Origin of the sequence: Alkaliphilus hydrothermalis (genome assembly GCF_016908555.1) — a bacterium.
Taxonomy (GTDB): Bacteria; Bacillota; Clostridia; order Peptostreptococcales; family Natronincolaceae; genus Alkaliphilus; species Alkaliphilus hydrothermalis.
Genome location: NZ_JAFBEE010000001.1, coordinates 72,793 through 91,969 on the forward strand (window position 1 = coordinate 72,793; position 19,177 = coordinate 91,969).

A 19,177-nucleotide genomic window follows, 5' to 3' on the forward strand; every position below is an offset into this window, starting at 1 on the left:
AAGCAAAGCACTATCGAAAAGACTAACATTAAAAACGAATAAATACTATAGACTATACACATAGTTGATGTATAAATAAGAAGGTCAGCTGACATGATTTTATTGAAAAATAGGAGGTATTTAAATGAAAATCATAGTAGAGAGTTTTACAATGGACCATACAAAGGTGACAGCACCTTTTGTTAGGAAATGTGGACATATCAACACTCCTAAGGGTGATGTCATTACAAAGTTTGACCTGCGTTTTACTCAACCAAACGTAGAAGCAATGCCGACAGGAGCCATTCATGCTATTGAGCATTTGATGGCTGGTTTCTTTAGAGAGGAATTAGAAGATATTGTTGATATCTCTCCCATGGGTTGTAGAACAGGTTTTTATTTAATTAAGGTGGGGGAATCTACAGAAGAGGATGTGGCTCAAGCCCTCATGAAGACGCTACAAAAGGTAATTGATGCAGAGGAAGTGCCTGCTTTAAATCCTATTCAATGCGGTAACTACAGGGATATGTCTTTATTTGGGGCTAAAGAATATGCTAGAGTTGTGCTAGATAAATTGAAGCAAATCTATAAGTAGAATAAAGATCTAAGAGAATATCTATCAAGCATTTTTAGCTTTAACAGATTTAAACAGTGATAATAAAAGGTACTGATAAAACACTACATAACCTGTGGTGTTTTATTTATTTTGACTTAAATCTTTATAGAAGTAATGTAGTATGGTGGCCTTGACTGGTAAAGTACTGGAGATTAGAGTAGATACTTGTATTTAATGAATCCTATTGTTGCAAAAATGATATGGGGGCTAATATTAATAGAAAAACTGTAAATAATATAGAAGATACTGGAATCAAAAATATTAAAGTTGTTGATCTCTATCTTCCTAATATTCTTTACTAGTATGTAAGGCAAAAGAACTTAGTGTATATTTTATGATATTTATTAATAAAAATTAGAAAGAAGAAGAAGGAAAAGGCGGAATTTAATAGAATAATATAATTATAAAAATAATTGAACAGGTGGTGGCGTATGGAATTAAAACTAAGGAAAAATTTTAAATTTTACTTTATGCTTATGGTGATGATTCTTTTGTCAACGGTCTTTGCTTCAGCTGCTGAAACGCAAGGAACAGTACTTGCATCTCAGGGAATCGTTAGAAAGACTAATGATTTTAATGGTGATGTGGTGAATAGCCTACCCATAGGAACAAGGGTAACTATTCTAGAAGCTAAGGATAAATGGTATAGGGTTAAGGATTCCACTGAAACGATTGAAGGATGGATGTATAGCGACCTTTTATCAGTAGACAATAAGGAAGAAATAAAGAAGGGGATCATTACTGCTAGTGTATTGAATGTTAGAAGTGAGGCATCCACCGATAGTGCAATTGTCACTAAGCTCATAGAAGGTACAGAAGTAATTGTGATAAAGGGCCAAGGGGATTGGCTTCAGATAAAGCTTCAGGTCAATAAAACAGCATGGATACATAGGGATTTCGTAAAAGTAATGCCGAACCTCCCTTCAGGTGTAATTTTAAAAGGTGATGCCCCCTTAATGGAATATGGTGTAGAGAATGCTAAGAAACTAGCTAGCTTTAAAGAAAATGATGTTCTATATATTAAACATTTCCAAAATGGATGGTATCAAGTAGTAACGGATAATTTTGTTGAAGGCTGGATGAAGGAAGAGTTTATAGAGCTGCAAATTAACGTTGCTAGACCAATCAGTAGATCTGGTGAAAGAACTAGCGTATTTTCCAACATGTCAGAAATAACATCAAAATATATAGGCAAGAAATATGTTTGGGGTGCAACAGGACCTAACACTTTTGATTGCTCAGGATTTACATATTATATCCTAGATACATATTATGGAGAATACCTGAAGGATAAAGGTATTAACTTACCAAGAACATCTAGAGATCAAGGTACTGTTGGTACAGATGTAAGCAGAGCTAATTTACAACTAGGAGATTTAGTATTCTTCAATACAGACTCTAGAATGGGAAGAACAATAACCCATGTAGGTATATACATTGGCAATGGTGATTTTGTACATGCCTCTTCAGCAAGGGCTAAGGTTATGATATCTACTTTATCAGAGGGTTATTATAGTACAAGATTCCTTAAGGCTGTTAGATTTTAAAAATTAAATTAGGTTTTTTGATAGCCTGTAAGCTAATGATCAAAAACCTTTAAATGCCAGGAACAAGAAAAAACAGCGTCCTTAACGTAGAAATACGTAAGGTGCTGTTTTTTTAGAGTTGATGAGGAAATAGGGATTTTCAGTAGCTAGATCCACTTGAAAAGTGGATTTTTATATATTATAAGCAATACAGGAATAATTTTTAATACTTTCATTATATATATAATAGACAAGTATATTCAAGATAAGGTCTGTAGTGAGAATAACGAATGGAGGGGAAAGCATGAAAAGAAATAGAATGATGCTAAAAAGAAAAAAAAGACGAGGAACAATGATTTTAGTAGCTTTATTTTGTATGATATTACCGATAATAGCTATATATATAGGATTAAGGATTACAGAATTATGGGTATCACCAGCCTTAAATTCGGATTATAATTTTGTGGTTGATGAAGGTAATAGGGGAAATAATAGTGAAAACACTCACAACACCAATAATACCAATAAAGAAAAGGGTGATGAAGAAAAACCTATAGCTGAAGATAAAGCACCTAAAGAATCAGGTAGTCAAGGTCAGGAGGAAGATTCTAGATTAATTGAAAAGGAAGTCAAGCCTCTATCAATCTATACTATCCAAATAGCTAGTTTGAGTGATAACAAGAGGGTAGAGGGTTTAATACAAGAGCTTAACGAAAGAAAGCTGTCTAATTTAATTTATAAAGAAGATAGTAGTTTTAAGGTATACGTAGTGGGAGGGACTAAAAGATCACAGGTAGAACAAGAACTACAGTATATTAGAAGCTTTTATCCAGACGCTTATATCAATGAAGTACATCCTTCAATACAAGTAATTGAGTACCCTGAGGGGGATGATGTGGAGGTATATAGTAAAATTGTTGAAGATATAAATAAAATTATAGAACTGATGGAACTGCAGGGAGAAGAATGGTATAATTTTTATGAAAAAGAAGGAGAATTAGGTACTTATATAGAATTGTTAAAAAAACAACAAGAAGTTCTGGTAGAATTAGACGAAAATCTAAGGGGAATAGATTTACCCCAAAGTTTTCCAGTTAAAGAAGCTGTAATGGAAAAAATGATAGCTTATCAAAACAATAACATCAATCGTTCTATTGAAATAATTAGTGCAGGCCATGTTGATAATCTACATCAGATTCACAGCTTATATTTAGACAGTCTATTTAGAGTAGTGGAATTAATCAAATGATAAAGGAATATGGAGGGATCATATGAATTTAAGAGAAGTACAACGACTCCTTGATGCTGAGATTCTATGCGGAGAAGAGGCAATGGACGGAGAGGTTAATACTGTATTTGCCTGTGATTTAATGAGTGATGTTCTAGCATTTAATGAAAATAAGACTCTGCTTGTAACTGGCTTGGTCAATCCCCATGTAATAAGAACTGCTGAAATGATGGACATTAATGCAATTGTGTTTGTTCGTGGTAAAGTACCTGATGAAGAGACACTAAATCTCGCAAAAGAAAACGGGATTGTTATTCTTGGCACTAAGAATATTCTTTATACAAGCTGTGGAATTCTATATAAAAGTGGACTAATAGGTGCAAAGATTAGCTCCGAATAACCAATGAATTACCAGTGAAGGGGTGATGACCATTAAATTAAGTTATGAAATTGGAAAAAATGATTTTGCTAAAGCTGGGACGGCATCCAGTAGTATAAAAAAAGTCCTAAGACAATTGGGGATATCTGCCGATTTAATCCGAAGGGTTGCTGTTGCCACCTATGAAGCAGAAATGAATATAGTAATTCACTCGGATGGTGGAAATATCATCCTACAGGTTATACCAGAAAAAATTCAAATAACCGCCCTTGACCGAGGTCCAGGAATAGCTGATATTGACATGGCCATGAAGGAAGGTTACTCTACAGCACCAGAAGAAGTTCGAGAAATGGGTTTTGGAGCTGGTATGGGGCTACCAAACATGAAACGATGTGCTGATGAGTTTAGTATCACATCTTCTCTGGGAAACCCTACTGAACTAATAATTGTATTTAATATTTAGACATGCATAATTACTTGGAATGATAAAAAATAACTAAATGATGAATAAATCAAAAATTATTAATAGAAGTTTTAAGAAATAACGTTACTACTAGGAGGATGAGTATGTTACGAGTAAATACTTTGGTTGAAAAACTACAATTGGAAGTAGTTGCAGGAGCTGACGGCTTAGAGAAGGAAGTAAAGGGAATGTATGTAGGAGATCTACTTAGCTGGGTAATGGCTAATATCAGAAATGGAAATTGTTGGATTACAATACAAACCCATGTCAATGTAATTGCTGTAGCCCTTTTAGGCGAAGCTTCCTGTATCATCATTCCAGAGAAGGCGGAAATTGATGAAGCGACTATTGAAAAAGCTAACATTGAAAATATCCCTTTACTAAGGAGCCCCTTGAGTGCCTATGAATTAGCCCTACAGTTTGGCAAATTGGACAGTGATGGTAACCAATGAAAATTGCGGTAGATCTACATATCCATAGTGGACTTTCTCCCTGTAGTGAAGATGATATGACACCTAACAATATAGTGGGGATGGCAAAGCTAAAGGGGTTAGATGCCATAGCAATTACTGATCATAACTCAGTTAAAAATCTTAAAGCCTTCACAAAGGTCGCTGAGGAGAATGGCTTAATTTTGATTCCAGGGGTAGAGGTGACTACAAAGGAAGAGGTTCACTTGGTGGGACTGTTTGAAGACCTTGAAGGCGCATTGCTATTTCAAGAAGTATTAGATCAACATCTACCTAAAATTCCTAACAATAAAAAGGTATTTGGGAGCCAGTGCTTATATAATGAAATGGACGAGATAATAGGTGAATATGAACATTTATTAATCAATGCGATTAGCTTAAATATAGAGGATACTGTAAGGGAAATTCGAAGCGCTAAGGGCATTGTTTTTCCTGCCCATATTAATCGTAGAGGATTTAGTATTCTTACCAATCTTGGTTTTATTCCACCTGAATTTGGATTCAATACAGTGGAAATTACTGAGTCATGCGATTACTCTGCTCTTGAACATAAACATTCATATTTGAATAAATTTATAAAAATTCGCAATTCAGACGCCCATAACTTGGGAAACCTATTGGAAAGAGAATTCTTTTTAGAAGTAGATGAGTTATCTGTCAAAGGTGTTATAAAAGCCCTTTCAAAAATGTGAAGTTTTGAACAAGTATCATGATTAACTAGGGAGTGACATAATGTGAAGGAATTATCATTGCATATACTAGATGTAGCAGAAAATTCTGTAAGGGCAGAGGCTTCTGTAATTGAAATATCTATTATTGAAAAGATAAAGGAAGATCAATTGATTATCAGGATTAAAGACAATGGTAAGGGAATGGACAAGGATTTTTTAGAAAAGGTATTTGACCCTTTTACCACCTCTAGAACCACAAGAAGGGTAGGATTAGGATTGCCTTTTTTTAAGGCGGCAGCGGAGGAATGTGGAGGTAACTTTGAGATTGACTCTATAAAAGGTGAAGGTACTTGGCTGGAAGCCACCTTTCAACATAGCCATATCGATCGAGTGCCTTTGGGAAATATGGCGGATACGATAGTTTCTCTACTACTGGTGGGGGAAGAAGTGGATTGGATTTATACCCATACATGGGAAGAAAACAAATTTTTTTTTAGTACTGTTGAGGTGAAAAAAATACTTGTAGACCTACCAATTACTAATCTTGAGGTGATTAACTGGATTAAAGGACATATTGAAGAAGGCTTAAAAGACCTTGTGGAAAAATAAATTTTATAATAATATAGTAATTGAATAATATTGAATGATTCTCTGCTAAGAGTCATTCATATTTATAAGGGGTATGAAATTAGAATAGGTTTTTTCTAAGTTTATGCCTTTTGTTGTACATAGGAAATTATGTATTTAATCATAACCTACATAGTTTCTATTTTTACGCAAAGTCATCAAAACGTTTTCACGACTTTGTATATAACGTAACTACAGGAGAAATCGAGTTCAAAGTATAGATGAAATTGACTGAAATTATAAAATCTTATACTGTATACAGTATTTTTATGATGATATTTTATGTCTATACAGGAGCTTGTATTATTATGTAGAATAGGTTATAGTTGAACAAATTGATACATTTTGAGTAAGGGGTGAAAATAACAATGAGCTTTTTAACCTTTAAAGGTGGAATTCATCCACCAGAATTTAAAGAGTCAACTGAGCATTTACCAATTGAGAAGGCTATTGAACCAAGTACTGTTGCTATCCCATTACAACAACATATTGGAGCACCTTGTGATGCAATAGTCAAGGTAGGTGATCGAGTATTGGTGGGACAGAAAATTGGTGAAGCAAAAGGTTTTGTATCGGCACCAGTACATTCCAGCGTATCTGGAGAGGTTAAATCCATCGTTAATATGCCAAGTGCAAGCGGTGGTGAAGTGCTTTCGATAATTATTGAATCTGATGGACAAAATGAAGTAGACCCTTCTATTGCTCCAAAAGGTAAGTTTGAAAATCTAAAGCCTGATGAAATTATTTCAATTATTAAAGAGGCTGGTATTGTTGGCATGGGGGGAGCAACCTTCCCAACCCACGTCAAGTTATCACCACCATCGGATAAGAAGATTGATACAATCATTCTGAATGGTGCTGAATGTGAGCCTTATTTAACGGCTGACCATCGTTTAATGTTAGAGAAGCCAGAAGATGTACTATTTGGGTTGAGGGCTATGATGAGGGCCATCGGTGTAGAAAAAGCCTACATTGGTATCGAAAACAATAAACCTGATGCAATTGAAATGATGAGAAAGACAGCAGCTCAATATGGAAATATTGAGATCGTTGCGCTACAGACAAAGTACCCCCAAGGGGCTGAAAAGCAACTAATTTATTCTTGTACTAAGCGTGAAGTACCTTCTGGTGGATTGCCTATGGATGTTGGTGTAATCGTTAACAATGTTGCTACTGCTGCTCAAGTGGCTATTGCTATCAATACAGGTATGCCATTAATTCAGCGTATTACCACTGTTGCTGGTAATGGAATTAAGACTCCTAAAAATTTAGTGATTAAGCTGGGTACCTCTATGAAGGATATTGTTGAACAATGCGGAGGATATGCCGAAAAGCCAGGTAAAATCCTGATGGGTGGACCGATGATGGGACTAGCTCAGTATACTGATGAAGTATCTATGACAAAGGGTTCATCTGGAGTATTGGTATTTACTGAGTCTGAAGCTCAGGAGCCAGATCCAAGCGCCTGTATCCGCTGTGGTAAGTGTGTTGAGGTTTGTCCTGCATTTTTACAACCCCTTCATATTAGTAATTTCTCCTATAACAACATGATGGAGAATGCAGAAAAATATAGGGCCTTGGATTGTATTGAGTGTGGTTCTTGTGCATTCACTTGTCCTGCAAAAATACCGTTGTTACAATCTATTAGAGTTGCAAAACGATTTATTATAGCTAAGAAGAGAAAACAATCATAATTGTTGATGGGAGGGAACGAAAACAATGGTAGAAAAATTAACTGTATCTTCTTCTCCACATATATTATCTAAGAATTCAACTTCTAAGATTATGCTGGATGTTGTTATTGCATTACTACCAGCTACATTGGCTGCTTTTTATTATTTCAGAATGAATGCAGTCATTCTTACAGTTCTGGCGGTAGTTTCAGCTGTAGCCTGTGAGTGGGGGATACAAAAGATAAGAAATAAGAAGAGTACGATTGGTGACTTTAGTGCAGTTATAACTGGTTTATTACTAGCTTTAAATATTCCTGCATCAGCACCTTGGTGGATTCCGATAGTAGGTTCAGCTTTTGCTATTATTATCGTTAAGCAGTTATTTGGTGGTATCGGACAAAACTTTATGAATCCTGCTTTGGCAGCGAGGATTATGTTGACGATCTCCTGGACAGATCCTATGACGAAATGGGTCAAGCCTGGTGTTGATGCAGTTTCTACTGCGACTCCTTTAAGCTATGTAAAGGGAGTCACTGCAGTACCCGAAGGTGCTCCCAGTATATTTGATACCTTAATTGGAAATATTGGTGGTAGTATGGGGGAAACTTCTGCGTTACTACTAATTCTGGGGGGAGTTTATCTAGTATATAGGGGTGTTATTTCTCCGAGGGTTCCTCTAATTTATGTTGGAACAGTTGCAGTGCTAAGCTTTATCTATGGTGGTTTTGATGTGAACTTCATGTTATACCATGTTCTTTCAGGGGGATTAATGCTTGGGGCTATCTATATGGCTACCGACTATGCATCTTCACCAGTAACTAAAAAGGGTAAAATTATTTTTGCTTTAGGATGTGGAATCATTACAGCTGCAATTAGATTCTACGGAGCCTATGCAGAAGGTGTTGGATTTTCAATTCTTCTTATGAATGTTGCTTCTCCACTAATTGAGAAGTATACTAGCCCAAGAGTTTTTGGGGAGGTGAAGCAAAATGCGTGATATCATTAGATTAGGTTTAATATTACTATTAATCACATCCATCGCGGCTTTTGTTTTAGGAATGACTAATGACTTTACTAAGGTCATTATTCAAGAAAGAGCTGAACAAGCAAACGTTGAAGCAATTCAAGCGCTGTTAACTGATGCTGAGGATTTTAATAAAGTAGAGCTAGATTCAATCGAGGGGATTATCGTTGAGTCCTACGAAGGAACTAAAAATGGTGTAATAGTGGGTTATACAGTAAAGACTAAACCTCAAGGATACGGTGGTACTGTTGAAGTATTAGTAGGTATGACTATTGATGGTAAAATATCTGGAGTAAAGGTAGGAGAACATACTGAAACTCCTGGATTAGGTTCTAAGATTGCTGATGCTAGCTTTATTGACCAATATCTCGATAAGGCTACAAATCTAGTTTTCCTTGTTAGGAAAGACAACGTGACTAGTGATGAAGAAATTCAAGCAATTTCTGGGGCTACAATATCCAGTGAAGCTGTTACTGATGGCGTAAATGCAGCTACTCAGTTATTTGAAGATGTACTAAAAAATCGATAGATTGCCGGAGGTGAAATAATGAAGATCGGTAGAATTTTTACAAAAGGGCTTATTTTTGATAACCCAATATTTGTACAATTACTAGGAATGTGTCCTACGTTGGCGGTTACAAACTCTGCACAAAATGCATTGGGTATGGGTTTAGCAACGACAGCAGTTTTAATCGGATCAAATGCAGTAATTTCTCTAATTAAGAATCTAATTCCAAGTAAAATTAGAATTCCAGCTTTCGTAGTTGTTATTGCAACCTTTGTTACAATGATCGGTATGTTAATGAAGGCGTACTTGCCTGATTTAGATAAAGCACTGGGTCTATTCATTCCTCTTATTGTTGTAAACTGTCTTATTCTTGCTAGAGCAGAATCCTTTGCATCAAAGCAAACGATATTCCCATCGGTTGTGGATGGAGTTGGAATGGGATTAGGCTTTACATTAGGTTTAACAATCTTAGGTGCTGTGAGAGAGTTATTTGGATTAGGAACAGTATTTGGCGTTACGATATTAGGAGATTTCTTCCAGCCAGCATCAATTATGACTTTACCACCTGGAGCCTTCTTAGCTTTAGGATTACTGTTGGCGTTATTTAATAAATTAACAGCTAAAGGATTAAATGAACTATAAGGGGGTGTAGGATTTGTCAGTTACTTCGATATTTTTGATTTTAGTAAGTTCGATTTTAGTTAATAACTTCGTTTTATCTCGATTCTTAGGGATTTGTCCCTTTCTTGGAGTATCAAAGCAGGTTGAAACTGCCTTTGGTATGGGAATGGCAGTAACCTTCGTTATGGCATTAGCTGCCATCATGACATATATTGTTCAAAAGTTAGTGTTGATTCCACTTGGCTTAGAGTACCTACAAACGATAGCTTTTATCTTAGTAATCGCTGCATTGGTACAGTTTGTTGAGATGGTTATTGAGAAGACTAGTCCTACCCTGTATCAATCCTTAGGGGTATATCTACCTTTGATTACAACCAACTGTGCTGTACTAGGTTTGACAATCATCAATATTCAAATGGAGTTTAACTTATTTGAAGCAGTCATCCATGCAATCGGAGCTGCAATCGGATTTTCTTTAGCAATTGTTTTATTTGCTGCTATTCGAGAAAGATTAGAATTATATGATGTACCAGTAGTGTTTAGAGGTTTCCCTATTGCATTAATTACAGCAAGTTTAATGTCACTAGCCTTCTTAGGCTTCGCCGGACTTGTATAAAGGAGTGATCGTATGGATTTACAAGCGGTATTATATCCAGTACTTAGTTTAGGAGGAATGGGACTTCTTTTTGGTGCAGGTTTAGCCTATGCGTCTAAGAAGTTCGGTGTCGAAGTGGACCCTAAGCTAGCACTGATTAGAGATGCGCTTCCAGGTGCAAATTGTGGAGGTTGTGGTGTTCCTGGTTGTGATAGCTTTGCAAAGGCAGTACTAGAGGGTTCTGCACCTGTTACAGGATGTCCGGTTGGTGGAGCTGCCTGTGCTGAAGCTTTAGGAAAGATTATGGGGGTTGAAGCAGATTCGGAAGCTCGTCAAGTTGCTAAGGTTATTTGTAACGGCGACACGGTAAAGTGTAAGGAAAGATTTGAGTATCAAGGTATTCAAGATTGCGTAGCTGCTTCTATGGTGGCAGGAGGTAGTAAGTCCTGTGCCTATGGATGTTTAGGTCTTGCTACTTGTGTAAGGGCATGTCCTTTTGATGCAATCGAAATCGTTGATGGAAGAATTGCGAAAATCATTCCTGAAAAATGTACTGCCTGTGGTAAGTGTATTGAAGTTTGCCCAAAGAAAGTAATTGATATGGTTCCTTATGCTCAAGATGTTGTGATCACTTGTAATAATAAGGAAGCTGGTAAAGTTGTTAGACAAAAATGTAGCGTTGGGTGTATTGCATGTAGAATCTGTGTTAAATCATGTCCCTATGATGCCATTGATTTTGAGAACAACTTAGCCTTTATTAACTATGAAAAGTGTACCAATTGCTTTGTATGTGTTGAAAAATGTCCTACCAAGGCAATAGAAGGTAACTTTGAAAGACGAGATAAGCAAAAGAAAGATATAATTTAGTTATAGTTTAAACTCTATATACTATAAAACACCAGCATCTTTACGTATTTTTTTGATACATAAAGGTTGTTGGTGTTTATTTTTCTTTGGACTTCTATTAAGGGATTTGCCATGTTTTGTATAGGAGTACTTAAGAAAAAAATGGATAGTAGGAGAATGGTTTTACCACTTGTAAGATGAAATTATTAGTGGTACACTTTTAATGATTCTAAGATTAGTTAAGAAGTTAACTAATAATTATGAATATATTTTAAGGACTACTTAAAAACAACAACTTTAACGAAGTATAGATAGGGCTAAGAAATTTGTATTAAGAATATGATAAAGATTATATATTTCTTCAATATCTATGTTAAAATATTATATATATCATATTCGAATTAATGATACAAAAACTTTATATATAGAAAAGAGTGATCAATATGAATACGAAGAAACTAACTCAATTAGCCATGTTAACTTCCCTTGGGTTAGCCCTTCATATTATTGAGTCCTTTATACCGAATCCATTTATAGGAGTTGCACCGGGAGCCAAGCTAGGTCTAGCAAATATTATTGGTCTTATTACCCTAGTACTATTTGGTTTTAAATATGCCCTAGGAGTCAACCTTCTAAGATGTTTTATTGGAGGATTGGCCTCAGGAGCGGTAAGTTCTATGATGTATAGTATGTCAGGAGCAATCATGAGTACTCTGTTAATGTTTCTGGTATATAAGTTTTTTAAAAAGTATTTTAGCCTTATCGGAGTTAGTGTATTCGGAGCTCTAGGACATAATGTCGCACAGCTAACGGTGGCTAGCTTAATCATTCACAATGCAAGGATGTTTACCTATCTACCATTCTTGATGCTAATGAGTGTTTTTACGGGGATTTTTATAGGTCTCACAGCAAATTTCACAATTAGCAAGACAAAGTTACACTTAAAACAAATGATAGGGATATAATACTTTGAATAAGGGGGAAGATTAATAGTATGAGTAGGTACAGAAATCCATGGTTGTTAATTCTATTATTAGTCACTGGAGTTGTCTTAGGAAGTCTGATAGCAAATGCATTTGGTAAAGCAGTTCCTTTATTATCCTATGGTCCAGGCCCGATGGGGCTCAAGGATCTAGATGTAAATTTAGGGGTGCTCTATTTTAATGTGACTCTGTTATTACAAATCAATGTGGCTAGCCTAATAGGATTGTTGTTAGCAGTGTTAATATTTAATAGACTGTAGGTAGGTGTGGTTAGATTGAAAAAAATTATTTTAGCTTCAAATTCTCCAAGGAGACGAGAATTATTGATGAATTTAGATGTAAAATTTGATATTGTAGTTAAGGATGTTGAAGAATTACAGGACAGTGCTATGGACCCTTTTGAACTGGCTTGTGGGAATGCCTACAGGAAGGCAAATACAGCAGTAGAGGACTTAGATGAATCGGCAATCGTAATAGCTGCCGATACAATTGTCTATCTTCATCAAATCCTAGGTAAGCCTGAAAATAAGGAAGATGCATACAAAATGCTTAAGTCATTATCAGGGAAGGAACATCAAGTAGTGACATCTGTGGCGATTTTAGAAACTCCCTCAAAAAAGAAAAACATCTTTGCTGTATCAACTAAGGTTTTCTTTAAGCATTTAACTGATGACGAAATTAATAACTATATTTCATCAGGAGAGCCTATGGATAAAGCAGGAGCCTATGGAATACAAGGAAAAGGGGCTCTATTTGTTGAGAAAATAGAAGGTGACTATTTCAACGTAGTGGGCTTGCCTTTATTTAAAATAGAGGATGTTTTAAAGAGAGAATTTAACACAAGTCTGTTAAAATAGGTGTTTTGGGGGAACTGAAAATGGGAGTGGAGAATTATATTTCAATTAAGAGGATGCCACAGGAGGAAAGACCAAGGGAAAAGTTGTTAAAATATGGAGTAAGAAAGCTATCAAACACTGAGCTTTTAGCGATATTATTAAAGACTGGTACAAAGGAGAAGTCTGCCCTTGGGTTAGCTGAAAGCATTTTAGGTTATAGCAATGAAGGTCTACGATTTTTAACCGACAGCACAGTAGAAGAACTTAGTCAAATTAAGGGAATTGGTTTAGCAAAATCTGCTCAATTAATTGCTGCTGTAGAACTGGGAAAACGTATAGCTTTAGCGACAAAGGCTAATAATTATAAAATAAAGAGTCCAGATGATATAAGTAACTTATTGATGGAGGATATGCGGTATTTGAAGAAGGAACACTTTAACATTATTCTACTAAATACTAAGCATGAGGTAATTGCTATGGAAAACATCTCTATAGGAAGCCTCAATGCATCAATTGTTCATCCGAGGGAGGTTTTTATAAGGGCTATTAAACGAAGTAGTTCTGCCATTATACTAGCCCATAATCACCCCAGTGGAGACCCAAGTCCCAGTGGTGAGGATGTTAAAATCACCAAAAGGTTACAAGACGCGGGGAATATAATTGGTATTTCAGTGCTTGACCATATCATTATTGGAGATGGAAGGTACTACAGTTTAAAAGAAAATGATTTAATGTAGAGGAAGGAGCAGTATAATAATGGGCATATTTAATTTCTTTTCAAAGGATATGGGAATAGATTTAGGAACAGCAAACACACTAGTCTATGTTAATGGTAAGGGGATCGTATTAAGAGAGCCTTCAGTAGTAGCAATTCAAAATGATACAAAAACTGTTTTAGCAGTAGGGGAAGAAGCTAAAAAAATGATTGGTAGAACTCCAGGGAACATTGTTGCCATTCGTCCAATGAAGGATGGCGTAATTGCAGATTTTGATGTGACCCAGAGTATGTTAAAATATTTTATAACTAAGGCATATGCCCGTCGTACCCTTGTTCAGCCGAGAGTTGTCGTCTGTGTTCCTTCTGGAGTAACAGAGGTTGAAAAAAGAGCTGTGGAAGAAGCAGCATATCAAGCTGGTGCAAGAGAGGCTTACTTAATCGAGGAGCCAATGGCTGCTGCCATCGGAGCTGGATTACCGGTGGAAGAGCCTACAGGAAGCATGGTAGTAGATATCGGAGGAGGAACAACGGAAGTTGCAATCATTTCTTTAGGAGGTATTGTAACTGCAAAATCCATCCGTGTCGGTGGAGACGAACTGGATGAATCCATCATGAATTATATCAAGCGGGAATATAACTTGATGATTGGTGAACGTACAGCAGAAGAAGTGAAGATTACAATCGGTTCAGCCTTTCCTAAAGCGAAGGAGGAAAAAATGCTAATCAGAGGTAGGGACCTTGTATCAGGACTACCAAAAACTTTAGAAATAACTTCGACAGAGATTCTAGAAGCCCTTAAGGAGCCTGTTAGTCAGATTATCGAAGCAATAAAATACACATTAGAAAAAACACCGCCAGAGTTAGCTGCTGACATTATGGAAATGGGAATTATGTTGACAGGTGGAGGTGCTTTACTTGATGGCTTAGACAAATTGGTTAGAAAAGAAACAGGAATGCCAGTAAGGATTGCAGAAGAACCGCTGGATTGTGTCGTTTTAGGTACAGGAAAAACAATTGAAGAAATAGATACTTTAAAAAGGGTTTTAATTACACCTAAGAAACTTGGATAAAGTTGGTGATTGGAAATGGCGAGAAAAGGGGAAAAGAAAGATCGTTCTGCAATTATCATAGCTATTGTTGCTATTGTCCTGATCATAGTAATGGGGGTAACAGCTGGGCAAAGAGAAAAATTAACTGTCGTTGAAAAATGGGTGGGGAATGTGATTTCCCCTATTCAACGGGGTGTTAGTGCTGGAGCTAGCAACATTAGTGAAGGATTAAGCTCTATATTTAACTTTAATAGGATTAAAAAGGAAAACGTAGAATTACAAAAGCAAGTGATTGAACTTGAGAAAGAAATCACCACAGTCCAACTGGTGAGGGATGAACTAGAAGAATTAAGGGAATTAAAGTTTGCCCTTAACTATATTGAAGATGGGGTAAAATATAGCCCAATAACAGCAAATGTAATCGCTAAAACACCCGGCAACTGGTTTAATATCTTTACGATTAATGCCGGTGAAAAGCATGGTATTACAACTAATAGTATTGTCATGGCGGGAAATGGTTTGATTGGTAGGGTATATGAACTAGGTGATCATTGGGCAAAGGTTGTGTCTATTATTGACAATAATAGCTCCATTAGTTTTCAGGTGCAGAGGGATGCAGATACGCAAGGAATTTTGACGGGGAGTATTACTAATGAATTATCAGGGTATTTATTTGATCCATTAGCGGAGGTTGTAGTAGGGGACAAGCTGATTACTTCTGGATTAGGTAATTTTCCAAAAGGTATTCCAATTGGGGAAGTAATAGACGTAGCAAAATCCAGCGACCAGCTTCTAATAACAATTAAAGTCCAGCCAGCGGTTAACTTTAATAGAATGGGAAAAGTCATCATTATGACTCCGGATGTCACTTATGAATAAAGGAGAAAAAAAAATACAAGGTTTTATTATAGGGCTAGTTATCATTGTCAACTTAATATTACAATCAACTTTGCTTCAATACTTCAAGATTTATAATGTTCTACCCAATACGGCTTTGATTTTGGTAATTTCCTTTTCGATGTATAGTGGAAAGAATCAAGGTGCCATAATTGGCTTATCCGTGGGAATGTTACAGGACATTATTTTTGGTCGTATTGTAGGATTGAATGCTTTCGTTTACATGCTAATTGGTTATTTTGTTGGGTTGATTAACCGTAAGGTATTTAAGGATAATCTTCTGATTCCTGTTGCATTGACAGCTGTTGGGACAGTCCTATATGAAACTGTGAATATGTTATTTTTATGTTTCTTAAAATATCGGATAGAGTTATTTAATGTTTTTAAAAAAATGCTGGTTGTAGAAGTATTGTATAACTCTATTTTCTCCATTTTAATTTATATTTATGTATCTAAATTGTTTCAAACAAAGAAGAAAAAAAGACATTAATTAGACAGGGTGAGGCCTATGATTTTCAAAAAACTTAAGGATAGGTACTTCTTTACAGGCGTAATTTTTACGCTTATTTTTGCTATTATTCTTCTAAGGGTAGCAACCCTAATGATTGTAAATGGAGAGTCTTATCGAGAGCAAGCAGAAAATAGAATCATTAAAAGTATTCGTCTGCCAGCCCCAAGGGGAGAAATTCGTGATCGCTATGGCCGTTTATTGGCAGGTAGTAGACCCAGCTATACCGTGCAAATTATGAAGAGCCAGGTTGTGGATGAAGAAATTAATAATGTGGCCCTAAAACTGATTAATATTTTTGAAGCTAATGGTGATCAGTATGAAGATGAATTCCCAATCATACTTGATGAAAATGGCAAATTCCATTTTACCTTTGATATGGCCCTTGATGAATGGAAGGAAAGGGTTGATTTAGTGGGGGTGGATACTGGGCTTGAAGCATATCAAATCCTTATGGAACGATATGGGTTAGAGGGGAATTTATCCAACCTTGATGGGGCTTTAGCGGTTCAAGCAGAACTCCATAGACAATTCGAAACTGTACCAGTTTCTGTTAAGACTTGGAAGTTTACTCAAGAGGCTTTAAAGGAACAGTGGTTCCAAAGCTACTATATGCAGGAGTATGATTTGACTGCTGAGGAGGCCTTTAATAGACTAAGAGAAAAAAACTACCGTATTCCAGAAGATTTTTCAGCAGAAGAAGCAAGAAAAATCATGATCATAAGGGAACAATTAAAGAAAAAAGGATATCTACAATTCCAACCTGTAAAAATAGCCAATGATGTATCTTGGGAAACTGTTGTTCAGATTGAAGAGGATATTTTCGAACTACCAGGGGTGAATATTGCAGTTGAGCCTATACGATATTATCCAGAAGGAAATGCTGCTGCCCATATTTTAGGTCAGCTAGGTAAAATTTCTCAAGAACATGAAATCGAAAAGTATATCAACCAGTTGGACTATGATCCTAGTGATATTATTGGTAAAAACGGAGTAGAGCACAAGTTTGAAGATTTCCTAAAGGGGACAGATGGTTCTCAAAAGGTAGTTGTAGATTCAAGGGGTAGACTGATAGATGTGCTAGAAAAAATTGATCCAATCCCTGGAAACACCCTATATTTAACAATTGATATTAACCTTCAGAAAAAAGCTGAAGAATCAATGGCTAATGTATTAAAGGCTATTCAAAGGGGAGAGGTCTACGAGACTGAATGGGGAACCAACAAAATGATGGGTACAGCTGGTGTTATGAATAATGCCACATCTGGATCAGTGGTTGTGACTGATGTCAAGACGGGGGACCTACTGGCCTTGGCAAATTATCCAGACTATGATCCAAACCTATTTGCAACTGGTATCAGCTCAGCCGATTGGCAAAGTTTGCATCCAGAAAATGAAAGGGATCCTTTAGCACCAAGACCGTTACTGAACATCGCCCTGAGTACTGCTATTCAGCCAGGGTCCACCTATAAGATGTTGGTAGGGCTAGCTGCTATTGAAGAGGGGCTGGACCCCCATTACAAGATTCTTGATAGAGGCTTTATTAAGATTGGTGGACACTCCTTTGGTAACTGGTTATGGAACCAAGGTAGAGGTCAGACTATGGGATGGCAGGGACTTCATGAGGCTATTGAAGATTCCAATAACTACTATTTCTATTCTTTAGGTACTGGATATGATTATGGAATTGGTAGATGGCTACCTGTACCGCTGAACGTTAATACCTTCATTGATTACAGCCATCGTTTTGGTTTAAATGAACGAACTGGTATAGAAATAGATGTTCCAAGAGAACGTTCTGGTGGGGTGCCTAGCATTGAGGCAAAAAGTGCAACCATTAAAGCACTTTTGGAGAGAAATCTTAAACGGCTTATGAAACCAGAGGATTTTGATGAGACGGTTGAAAAACCGTCTACAGAAAAAATCAATGAAATGATTGATAAAATCATTTCTTGGACAGCAGAAAATCCAGGCCGTGGAGATATCTATCTTAGACTTAAGGATTTTGGGTTTAGTGAAGATAAGGCATCAATCTATGCTGATTTAATTAAGTACTCTTATTTCAACCAAGCTAGATGGAGTATCGCTGATACTATGAACTTCTCCATTGGACAAGGGGAACATGCCTACACACCTATCCAAATGACCAACTATATGGCTATTTTAGCCAATGGTGGACACAGATACAGGGTAAGTTTGCTGGACAAGATACAAGATTTCCAAGGAAATACCATTCTTAAAGATGAACCAGATTTAATTGAACGTATAGAAATGAAGGATTACAAGAATCTTGATGAGGTTAATTATGGTATGCACTTAGTAACCACGACAGGCACAGCTAGAGGATACTTTAATAAATTCCCGATAAAAGTTGCAGGTAAGACAGGTACTGCCCAAAGATCTGGTAAGATTCCACCCGTTGATGAAGTTGCTTATTTAAAGAAGCATATGGGAGCCTTTGGCGTGTCTGAACAGGCTGTAAACTATCAAATGGAGGTAATCAAGGCAGAAGACCCTGAAAACCCAAGAATCCATGATGATGTATATCTAATGCGGGAAGCCATCAAGCAATTGAATCCCCGTATCAAAAACGCTGATTTAGACCAATTCAAAGAAAACTATGACAACTATGCATGGTTTACAGGATTTGCCCCATATGAGAACCCTGAGATCGCTATTTCAGTACTGATCTTCCAAGGGGGTTCTGGGGGATATGGTGCTCCTATATTTAGAGAAGTCGTGGCTGAATATATGGGACTGAACTTAAAAGAAGATGGCAGTGAGATGATGATGCAGAGTAGACTGACCCAGTAATAGTTTTAAAAGCCCAACGACTTTACGTACTGTTGATACGAAAGGTTGTTGGGTTTTTTTGTTCATCTACAACTCGACGACGAACAAGATAAGGACCTTAGTACTGAATATTTTTTGGCTAAATAAGAAGGATTTGAATAATCAAT

Annotated in this window: 22 protein-coding genes; all 22 read left to right on the forward strand. The window is 36.5% G+C overall.

Annotated elements, in window-relative coordinates:
* The first annotated feature begins 124 nt into the window (after positions 1-124).
* The 22 genes from JOC73_RS00345 to JOC73_RS00450 all read left to right on the forward strand — a co-directional run bounded on the left by JOC73_RS00345 (position 125) and on the right by JOC73_RS00450 (position 19,031).
* The gene (locus tag JOC73_RS00345) at positions 125-574 is read left to right on the forward strand and encodes an S-ribosylhomocysteine lyase (protein ID WP_204399851.1); all 450 of its coding nucleotides are present in this window, start codon (positions 125-127) and stop codon (positions 572-574) included.
* A gap of 452 nt (positions 575-1,026) precedes the next feature.
* Positions 1,027-2,142 carry a C40 family peptidase gene (locus JOC73_RS00350; protein WP_204399852.1) on the forward strand — a complete coding sequence of 372 codons (1,116 nt, stop codon included), beginning with the start codon at positions 1,027-1,029 and terminating at the stop codon, positions 2,140-2,142.
* A 283-nt stretch (positions 2,143-2,425) separates the two neighbouring features.
* A complete protein-coding gene (locus JOC73_RS00355) occupies positions 2,426-3,370 on the forward strand; it encodes a hypothetical protein (RefSeq protein WP_204399853.1) in 945 nt (314 codons plus the stop codon).
* Between the two features lie 22 nt (positions 3,371-3,392).
* Positions 3,393-3,749, forward strand: a complete 357-nt coding sequence (locus JOC73_RS00360; protein WP_204399854.1) for a DRTGG domain-containing protein — start codon at positions 3,393-3,395, stop codon at positions 3,747-3,749.
* A gap of 25 nt (positions 3,750-3,774) precedes the next feature.
* Positions 3,775-4,191 carry an ATP-binding protein gene (locus JOC73_RS00365; RefSeq protein WP_204399855.1) on the forward strand — a complete coding sequence of 139 codons (417 nt, stop codon included), beginning with the start codon at positions 3,775-3,777 and terminating at the stop codon, positions 4,189-4,191.
* 104 nt (positions 4,192-4,295) lie between these two features.
* On the forward strand, positions 4,296-4,643 hold the full coding sequence (locus JOC73_RS00370; RefSeq protein WP_204399856.1) for a DRTGG domain-containing protein: 348 nt from the start codon (positions 4,296-4,298) through the stop codon (positions 4,641-4,643).
* Complete coding sequence (locus JOC73_RS00375) at positions 4,640-5,353, forward strand: PHP domain-containing protein (RefSeq protein WP_204399857.1); 714 nt, start codon at positions 4,640-4,642, stop codon at positions 5,351-5,353. The genes JOC73_RS00370 and JOC73_RS00375 overlap by 4 nt, the downstream gene beginning before the upstream one ends.
* Positions 5,354-5,395: 42 nt before the next feature.
* Positions 5,396-5,941, forward strand: coding sequence for an ATP-binding protein (locus tag JOC73_RS00380; RefSeq protein WP_204399858.1), 546 nt, complete (start codon positions 5,396-5,398; stop codon positions 5,939-5,941).
* 386 nt (positions 5,942-6,327) lie between these two features.
* Positions 6,328-7,653 (forward strand): electron transport complex subunit RsxC, encoded by a 1,326-nt coding sequence (gene rsxC, locus JOC73_RS00385; protein ID WP_204399859.1) that lies wholly within the window; start codon positions 6,328-6,330, stop codon positions 7,651-7,653.
* A 25-nt stretch (positions 7,654-7,678) separates the two neighbouring features.
* Positions 7,679-8,629, forward strand: a complete 951-nt coding sequence (locus JOC73_RS00390) for an RnfABCDGE type electron transport complex subunit D (RefSeq protein ID WP_204399860.1) — start codon at positions 7,679-7,681, stop codon at positions 8,627-8,629.
* Positions 8,622-9,185: an RnfABCDGE type electron transport complex subunit G gene (locus tag JOC73_RS00395; protein WP_204399861.1), complete on the forward strand. Its 564-nt coding sequence runs from the start codon at positions 8,622-8,624 to the stop codon at positions 9,183-9,185. The genes JOC73_RS00390 and JOC73_RS00395 overlap by 8 nt, the downstream gene beginning before the upstream one ends.
* A gap of 18 nt (positions 9,186-9,203) precedes the next feature.
* Complete coding sequence (gene rsxE, locus JOC73_RS00400) at positions 9,204-9,806, forward strand: electron transport complex subunit RsxE (RefSeq protein ID WP_204399862.1); 603 nt, start codon at positions 9,204-9,206, stop codon at positions 9,804-9,806.
* Positions 9,807-9,819: 13 nt separating this feature from the next.
* Positions 9,820-10,401 (forward strand): electron transport complex subunit RsxA, encoded by a 582-nt coding sequence (gene rsxA / locus JOC73_RS00405; RefSeq protein WP_204399863.1) that lies wholly within the window; start codon positions 9,820-9,822, stop codon positions 10,399-10,401.
* A 12-nt stretch (positions 10,402-10,413) separates the two neighbouring features.
* Positions 10,414-11,247 (forward strand): RnfABCDGE type electron transport complex subunit B, encoded by an 834-nt coding sequence (locus JOC73_RS00410; protein WP_204399864.1) that lies wholly within the window; start codon positions 10,414-10,416, stop codon positions 11,245-11,247.
* A gap of 422 nt (positions 11,248-11,669) precedes the next feature.
* Positions 11,670-12,191: a Gx transporter family protein gene (locus JOC73_RS00415; RefSeq protein WP_204399865.1), complete on the forward strand. Its 522-nt coding sequence runs from the start codon at positions 11,670-11,672 to the stop codon at positions 12,189-12,191.
* A 29-nt stretch (positions 12,192-12,220) separates the two neighbouring features.
* Complete coding sequence (locus JOC73_RS00420; protein WP_204399866.1) at positions 12,221-12,469, forward strand: DUF4321 domain-containing protein; 249 nt, start codon at positions 12,221-12,223, stop codon at positions 12,467-12,469.
* A 15-nt stretch (positions 12,470-12,484) separates the two neighbouring features.
* Entirely contained in the window at positions 12,485-13,066 is a 582-nt protein-coding gene (locus JOC73_RS00425; protein WP_204399867.1) for a Maf family protein, read from the forward strand.
* 20 nt (positions 13,067-13,086) lie between these two features.
* Complete coding sequence (radC, locus tag JOC73_RS00430) at positions 13,087-13,782, forward strand: RadC family protein (protein ID WP_204399868.1); 696 nt, start codon at positions 13,087-13,089, stop codon at positions 13,780-13,782.
* A 19-nt stretch (positions 13,783-13,801) separates the two neighbouring features.
* On the forward strand, positions 13,802-14,833 hold the full coding sequence (locus JOC73_RS00435; RefSeq protein WP_204399869.1) for a rod shape-determining protein: 1,032 nt from the start codon (positions 13,802-13,804) through the stop codon (positions 14,831-14,833).
* A gap of 15 nt (positions 14,834-14,848) precedes the next feature.
* Complete coding sequence (gene mreC, locus JOC73_RS00440) at positions 14,849-15,691, forward strand: rod shape-determining protein MreC (protein ID WP_204399870.1); 843 nt, start codon at positions 14,849-14,851, stop codon at positions 15,689-15,691.
* Positions 15,684-16,199, forward strand: a complete 516-nt coding sequence (mreD, locus tag JOC73_RS00445; protein WP_207755023.1) for a rod shape-determining protein MreD — start codon at positions 15,684-15,686, stop codon at positions 16,197-16,199. The genes mreC and mreD overlap by 8 nt, the downstream gene beginning before the upstream one ends.
* An 18-nt stretch (positions 16,200-16,217) precedes the next feature.
* Positions 16,218-19,031, forward strand: coding sequence for a penicillin-binding transpeptidase domain-containing protein (locus tag JOC73_RS00450; RefSeq protein WP_204399871.1), 2,814 nt, complete (start codon positions 16,218-16,220; stop codon positions 19,029-19,031).
* The last annotated feature ends 146 nt before the right edge of the window (positions 19,032-19,177 follow it).